The organism is Neorhizobium sp. BETTINA12A, from assembly GCF_023006485.1.
Lineage (GTDB): Bacteria > Pseudomonadota > Alphaproteobacteria > Rhizobiales > Rhizobiaceae > Neorhizobium.
Window position 1 is genome coordinate 1 of record NZ_JALBGW010000189.1, and the last position, 8,484, is coordinate 8,484.

The following is an 8,484-nucleotide window of genomic DNA, read 5'->3' on the forward strand; positions in this document are numbered from 1 at the left end:
CACGATTTCCTACCAGGTCACCGACAAGGACGGCGATGCGGCTGCAACGCCGGGCACGCTGACCATCAATGTCGATGACGATATTCCGACGATCGGCGAGAATTCGCTGGTGCAGCTCGACGACGATGCGCTGACCGGCGGTAATCCGGCAGGCAACGGCGATGATGCCGACTCCGTCAACGCCACGGGCGTACTCGCGCATTCTTACGGCGCCGATGGCGCCGGCTCGGTGCTGTGGATCGGCAGCGGCCTGACGCTGCCTGAAGGCTTCACCGCGACGCCGTCCGAAGACGGCAAGGTGATGACCATCTATCAGGGCGAACGCGCGGTCGTTTCGATCACCATCACCGACACGGTGACGGGCGCCTATGAGGTCACCCAGCTTGCACCGATCAACCATCCGCAGGGAACGATCCCGGGGACGGAAGACAATGTGCAGTTCACGATTTCCTACCAGGTCACCGACAAGGACGGCGATGCGGCTGCAACACCGGGTACGCTGACCATCAGTGTCGACGACGATACGCCAGTCTCGAAGGGTGTCGTGGCGGCGTCGCGGGTTCTCGACGACGAAGCTCAGAGCGAGTTCACGCCGGCCAACAATGGCGGCCGGGCAGACATTACCCCGAATTACAGCACGGTGTCGGGCGGCGCGGGTGCGCTGTTCACTGCGGGTGCGGACGGGGTGAAGTCGGTTGCGATCTCGGGACCTGCCTTTGACGTGGTCTACAAGGACGCCCAGGGCTTTGCGAAGACGGAAGCGGTTTCGTGGAGCGGCGGTGTCGTCGGTTCCGACGGGACGACGACGTTCACGGCGACGAGCACCAACTATCCGGCCGGTACCCCGGCTGCGATCCTGGTGATCAAGGCGGACGGCTCCTATACGTTCACGCTGGGCGCGCCGGTTGCGCATGACACGGTGAGCATTTCGGAAGACAACAAGTCCCTGTCGTTCGACTTCACGGTGACGGACGGCGACGGCGACAAGGCGACCGGTACGCTGAAGGTCGACGTCAACGACGACACGCCTGCGCCGATCGTCTCGCTCGTGTCCGGTTCAGCCACTCTCGACGACGAGGCGCAGAGCGAATTCACGCCGGCCAACAATGGCGGCTGGGGAGACGTTACCCCGAACTACAGCACGGTATCGGGCGGTGCAGGCGCGCTGTTCACGGCAGGTGCGGACGGTGTGAAGTCGGTCGCAATCTTGGGTCCTGCCTTCGACGTGATCTACAAGGACGCTCAGGGCTTTGCGAAGACGGAAGCGGTTTCGTGGAGCGGTGGCGTGGTCGGTTCCGACGGGACGACGACGTTCACGGCGATAAGCGCCAACTATCCGGCCGGTACTCCGGCTGCGGTCCTGGTGATCAAGGCGGACGGTTCCTACACGTTCACGCTGGGCGCGCCGGTTGCGCATGACTTTTCTCTGCCGGGCTTCGAAGATGACAAAAAGCTGCCGTTCGGTTATGTCGTGACGGACGGCGATGGCGACCATGCCGTCGGTGCCCTGACCATCGATGTCAACGACGACACGCCGAAGGCCTATGTAGTGACGTCGACGACGGTTCTGGACGATGAGGCTCAGGGGGCGGGCAATGCCGGCGGTTTGGGCGACGTTGTCAACGAGCATGTCGCGACCGGGCTTGCCGGTTCGCTGTTCACGGCGGGCGCCGACGGCGTCAAGTCGGTGGCCATCAACGGTCCGGCGTTCAGTGTGATCTACGAACAGGGCGGCCTTGCCAAGACGGAATCCGTCGACTGGAGCAATGGCGTCAAGGGCGCCAACGGCTCGACGACGTTCACGGCGACCGGCCATCTCTCCGGCCAGACCGCCGCCGTTCTGGTCGTCAATGCCGATGGTTCCTACAGCTTTACCGCCGAGGCGCCGATCGTCCATCCGACCGCCGGCACCACGGAAGAGAACACGACCCTGTCGATCGGCGTCACCGTCACTGACGGCGACGGCGACACCTCCTCCGGCACCCTCAATATCATCGTCAATGACGACACTCCGATCTCCACCGGTGTGATCGGCACTGGCGCGATCACCGAAAGCGCCGCAGGCGGTTCGATTGCAGGCGAGCTTTCCGCCCTGGTATCGCCGGGCGCTGACGGTCTTGGCCGCTACTCGGTTGAAACCACCGGTCTGTCCTCCAGCCTGACTTCGCTGACGTCCGGCGGTGTCGCGCTTACCTATTCCGTCGTCGGCAATGCCCTGGTGGCGAAAGCCGGTGCGGCGACGATCTTCACCTTCAGCGTCGATCCGGCCACCGGCCATTACACCTTTGCGCAGACCGGCCCGCTCGACCACACCGACAGCGTGGTTATCGATGGCGTGTCGATCCCGGCTGCCGCTCTCGACGCTGCCGGCAGTCATGCAGCTGTCGCTGATGTCGGCGGCAACGATCTCGCCTTCGTGGGACACATGCCGGACGGCGACGCGATCATCCGCGTCAGCAATTCTGGCAATACCGCAGTCACCTGGACGCTGGACAACAATAACCCCGGTGGAACGGACTATGTTATCAACATCCCGGCCCACACCACCTGGTATTTGAATGTCGGCAATGTCCCGAACCAGACGAAGTTCGATCTTGACGGTGTAGGTTCGCCGAATGGCTCTACAACCGTCAACAATGGTCATTCGATTACCTTCACCGACGGCGACGGTTCGCTGGCGCTGGACCTTTCGTCCGCCGTCACGGTAACCGATGGCGACGGCGACAGCGTGGCGCTCCATGACCAGCTGATCGTCACCGTCACCGATAGCGTGCCGACGGCCGGCCCCAATGCCATCGGAACGGTCGAGGAAGGCGGCTCGGAAACCATCACCGCCGCCCTGACAGGCCTCTCCTGGGGTGCGGATGCCGGCAGCGCGCGTACGCTTTCCTTCACTGGAAGTGTCGCGACAAAGGATCAAAACGGAGCGTCGGTGACGACGCTCAGCTCGAACGGCAATCCGGTGACGATCGCCGTCATCGGTGGTGTGCTTACCGGGTTCACCGGCTCTGCCAACCCGCCGGCGCTGGACCATATCGTCTTTACAGCATTGCTCAATGCTGCGACCGGCGGTTACACCTTCTCGCTGCTTCAGCCGCTGGACCATACGGCGCCGAATGCGACGAGCCAGTATCTCGATCTGGCCCTCGGGTTCACCGCCACCGACGCAGATGGCGACGCCGCCACCTCGACGGTGACCGTTCGCGTCGATGCCGCCGGCTCGATCGACTCGATCAACTATTCCAGCCTTTCCACCAGCGTCTTCGTCAACCTCGACGGTGCTGCCCACATGGTCGGCGGCCAGACCGTTGCCGCTGACACCGCGACCGACGGTGCCACCGTGATCGACAAAGTGATTGGTATCGACAGCGTCTCGGGCATCGTCGATGCCCTGGGTGGTGCCGGCAACGATGTGCTGATCGGCGGCGACGAGGCCAACAAGCTCACCGGCAATGGTGGCAACGATTACCTGGATGGCGGTCTCGGAGCCGATGTTCTCGACGGCGGTGAAGGTAACGACACCTTCGTCCTCGGCGCGGATGTGACCGGTTCCGGCACCCGCAACATTCAGCTGGGTGACGGCAGCCTGCTGGCGGTCAATATCGCTGGTCTTGCCGGCACTGCCGACCAGGTTATCGGTGGCGCAGGATACGACACGATCATCCTGGAGCGTGACGGCAAATCGGGCTTCGTGGCCGATTACAGCACGGCTCCCGGTTATCTCTCCGGCGTCGAAAAGATCGTCGGCACCGATGGCAATGACGTCATTCTTCTGGCTGCGGGCTCCACTGCGGACGGCGGACCGATCACCATCGAAGGTGGCGACGGCAACGACATCCTCGGCGGTTCGAATTCCGCCGATATCATCAACGGCGGCACGGGCAACGACCTGATCTCCGGTCTCGGCGGCAACGACATTCTCAAGGGCGGTGCCGGTAACGACAAGATCTGGGGCGGTCTTGGCGCCGACAAGCTCTATGGCGAAGACGGCAACGACATGCTGGTCGGCGGCAAGGGCGACGATCTGCTCGACGGCGGCACCAACAGTGCCGTTGGCTTCAACCGGCCATCCAACCCTGCATCGGGTGACGCTGCAACGATTATCGCTTCGGCTTTCGGCGGTGACACCGCAGACTACTCGTCGCTGACGACGGGTGTGTTCGCCAACCTGGGTGACGCCGCAACTTGGCCGGCCGCTATTCCGGCCCACAGCGCAATCGATAGCAACGGCGCCAATGATGCGGTCGGAACGGATACGCTTGTCGACATCGAAAACCTGACGGGCGGTATCGGCGACGATATTCTGGCCGGTGACGGAAACGACAACATCCTCAAGGGCGGCGCAGGTTCCGACACGCTTCTCGGTGGTGCAGGCAGCGACCTTCTCATCGGTGGCGATGACAATGTTGGCGACAACCTCTATGCCGGTTCCGGTAATGACGTGCTCGTCCTCGGCAATGGCGGCGGTACGGCCAAGGGCGAAGGCGGCAACGACCTGATCTATGGCGGCTCCAGCGGCGATTGGCTCTATGGCGAAGACGATGGCAACCCGAACCCGGTCGACGCCGGCGACGACATCATCTTCGCTGGTGGCGGCAACGACCATATCGAAGGGGGCGGCGGTGCCGACAAGCTGTATGGCGAAGACGGCGACGATACGCTGATCGGGGGCAAGGGCGACGACCTGATTTCCGGCGGCACAGGCAACGACACCTTCGTCTATAAGGTTGGCGACGGTGCCGACGTGATCGACGGGGGCACGGAAACCGGCTCGATCTTCCCGGACTACGACGTCCTCAAGATCGCCGGCGATGCCGAGGGCCGGACCTTCACGATCGGCAAATCGACCCTGGCGGACCCGCAGAATGTTGCGCCGGCCGACGATCGGCCCGACGTGCTGGTCACCTATAGCGGCACCGGCGGAACGACTGTACGGGCCGACGAAATCGAAGGCATCGAGATCACCCTGCATGCAGGCGGCGGCACGATCAATGTCGGCGATCTCTCCGGCACCGCCATCGCACCTTCGACCATCGCCATCACCGGCGGTACCGGCGACGACATCATCAACCTGGCCGGTCTTGCCGGCACCAAGGTGGTCGTCACCGACGCCGACGACACCACTGGCGGCGACGTGGATACGATGATCCTGGCCGGCAAGTGGGCCGACTACGACATCGTTCGGGCCTCCGACGGCACCTTCTCCTTCAGCCTCGGCGGCACCGTCGTGGCGACGGCGAAGAACATCGAGCAGTTCACCTTTGCCGGTGAGAACAACGGCAACGGCGGCACCGTGCAGGCCATCGAGCTGGTCAACGATGCGCCGCATGCCATTGCCGACACCAATGCGGGCGATCCGGTAATCGAGGCCGGCGGCATCGCCAACGGCACGGCCGGCGACGCTTCGGCAACCGGCAATGTGCTGACCAACGATACCGACGCCGATATCTTCGACACCAGGACCGTCACCTCGATCCAGTTCGCCGGCGGCGGGTTGACGGCCGTTCCCGGCAATAATGGCGATGTCACGGTTGCCGGCACCTACGGCACGCTGACAATCCATGCGGATGGCAGCTATGCCTATGCACTGGACAACAATGACGCCGACACCCAGGCGCTTGTCCAGAACACGCACGCCAGCGAAGTCTTCACCTACGGGATGAAGGATGCCCATGGCCTGACTTCGACTGCGTCGCTGACCATCGCGATCACCGGCACCAACGACGCCACGGTCATCGACCTGAATGGCGCGGCTGGCGGAAACGGTGCGGCGACCAACGCCACGGAACAGACACCGCAGCAGTTCGCCTGGCAGGCAAGTCTTGCCGATGTCGACTCTTCGACGCTGCAGTCGATGACGGTGACGCTTGCCCACAACCTTGATGGAGCAAGCGAGACGCTCTTCCTCAACGCGACGGCAACCGCCGCCGCCGTGGGCTTGAACGTCGGCTACAATTCAACCACCGGCGTGCTGTCGGTCACCGGTTTGGCATCGATCGCCACCTATGAGACGATCCTCAAGAACATCGTCTACCAGGACAACAGCGATAACCCGGATACCTCGATCGACCGCACCCTGACCGTTGTGGTCAATGATGGGGTTTCCGATAGCGCGCCGCAGGTTGCGACCGTTCATATGATTGCCATCAACGATGCGCCGGTATTGGCCGGCACGTTGACTGGGGTGGTCGCAGAAGGCGGCAGCCACGTCCTCACTTTCGCCGAACTCGGCTATACCGATCCGGACGATGTCGACGGCGGCGTGGTCTTCCAGGTCTCCGATGTGACGCACGGGGTGATTTCCAACGGCGGAGCTTCGGCAACCTCGTTCACCGCCGCCGAACTCAAGGCCGGCCTGATCACCTACACCCATGACGGTTCGGAAGGTTCGACCGCATCCTTCTCGGTCAAGGTCGAGGACGGCAACGAGGACAACTCGGCACCTGGCACCGGCACCTTCAACTTCACCGTGACGCCGGTCAACGATGCACCGGTGGCGCATGACGACGTCTATTTCATCGACGAGGACACCACCCTCTCGGGCGTCAACGTATTGACGAACGACACGGATGCCGAAGGCGATACCCTCATCAGGGTTGGCAACATAACGGTTGGGGGGAACCCGGCCGCATCCGCATCGCTGGAGACAGGCGGCGCGTTGACCTATCACGCGGAGGCAAACGAGAGCGGTTATTCGGTCATCGGCTATACGGTCTCCGACGGCAACCTCACGAGCCAGGGTACGATCACCGTCAATATCCGTCCGATCGCGGACGCCGCCACCATCTCCGGCTCCGGCTCCGGCAGCGAAGATGGTGCGGCCGCCATTGGGCTCAATATTGCTCTTGGCGACACGGATCATTCCGAGAAGGTGACACGAGTTGAGTTGAGCGGTTTCCCGGACGGTGCAACCTTCAACCAGGGCTCGTTGCAGGGTGGTGTCTGGGTCATCGAGAATGCTGCCGGGGTTGTTACCACCGGGCTGACGATGACTCCGCCGGCCAATTACAACGGCAACTTCACGCTGAACGTGGCAGCAACGGTCCTCGACAGCGCTATGCTCTCCGATGGCCTTCACACGGATACCGCGGTTTCGACCGGTTCGATCGAGGTTGCCATCACAGCGGTGAACGATGTGCCGGTTCTCGTCCAGCCGATTGCCGACCAGAGCATTGCGGAGGAAGGCACGATTTCCTTCCAGGTTCCGGCAGGCACGTTCTCGGACATCGACTCGGCACTGACCTACACGGCAACCCTCGGCGATGGTTCGGCACTGCCGGCCTGGTTGCACTTTGACGCCGGGACAGGGACTTTCAGCGGTGTTGCGCCGTTGAACTACAACGGCAGCTTCGATGTGAAGGTGACTGCCACCGACGGTTTGAACGACGTTTCGGACACCTTCAATATCGCGGTCACGCCGGTCAACGATACACCGACCCCGCACAACGACGTCTTTTTCGTCGACGAGGACCATACGCTCTCCGGCGTCAATACCCTCGCCAACGACACCGATGTCGACGGGGATACTCTGCATCCGACCGCGGCGACCATCACGTCGGGGCCGACGGGCAGCGGCCTCCTGTACTCCAACGGGGACCTGGTCTACACGCCGCACGCCAACGCCAGCGGTATCACCACGATCCAGTATACGGTATCTGACGGCAGCGGCGCCGCAAACGCCACGGCTTCGGCAACCATCACGGTCAATATTCGGCCGGTGGCTGATACTGCGACGATCTCCGGTTCTGGTCTCGGCGCTGAAGACGCAGCGGCCAACATCGCGCTCAACATTGCCCTTGGCGACACCGACGGGTCGGAAAAGGTGACGCGGGTCGAACTGTCGGGCTTCCCGGCCGGTGCGACCTTCAGCCAAGGCGCGCTCGAAGGTGCGGTTTGGGTCATCACCGATACCGCCGGGGTCAATACCTCCGGCCTGACGATGACACCGCCGCACGACTTCGCCGGCAACTTCGACCTGAACGTTGCGGCGACGGTCCTTGACAGCGCCACGCTCACCGATGGTCTGCACACCGATACTCTGGTTTCGACCGGTTCGATCGGGGTGGCCATCACGGCGGTTGACGATGCGCCGGTTCTTGCGAATGCGATTGCCGACCAGAGCATTCCGGAGGAAGGCACGATTTCCTTCCAGGTTCCGGGAGACACATTCTCGGACGTGGACTCGACACTGACCTACACGGCCACCCTCGGCGATGGTTCGGCACTGCCGGCATGGCTGCATTTTGATCCCAGCACAGGGACGTTCAGCGGTGATGCGCCGTTGAACTACAATGGCAGCTTCGATGTGAAGGTGACCGCCACCGATGGTTTGAACAGCGTTTCGGACACATTCAACATCGCGGTCACTCCTGTGAACGACGCCGCGGTTCTGACGCCGGTGACTGTGAACCTGACGGAAACCAACGCAGTCCTGACCACGGGCGGCACTCTGACGATCAGCGATGTCGACAGCCCGGAGACCTT

At 62.8% G+C, this 8,484-nt stretch carries 1 protein-coding gene; it reads left to right on the top strand.

What is annotated here, in order from left to right; genetic code table 11:
• The coding region (locus MOV61_RS26250) for a tandem-95 repeat protein (RefSeq protein ID WP_247138687.1) at positions 1–8,484 on the top strand (8,484 nt) is incomplete at both ends.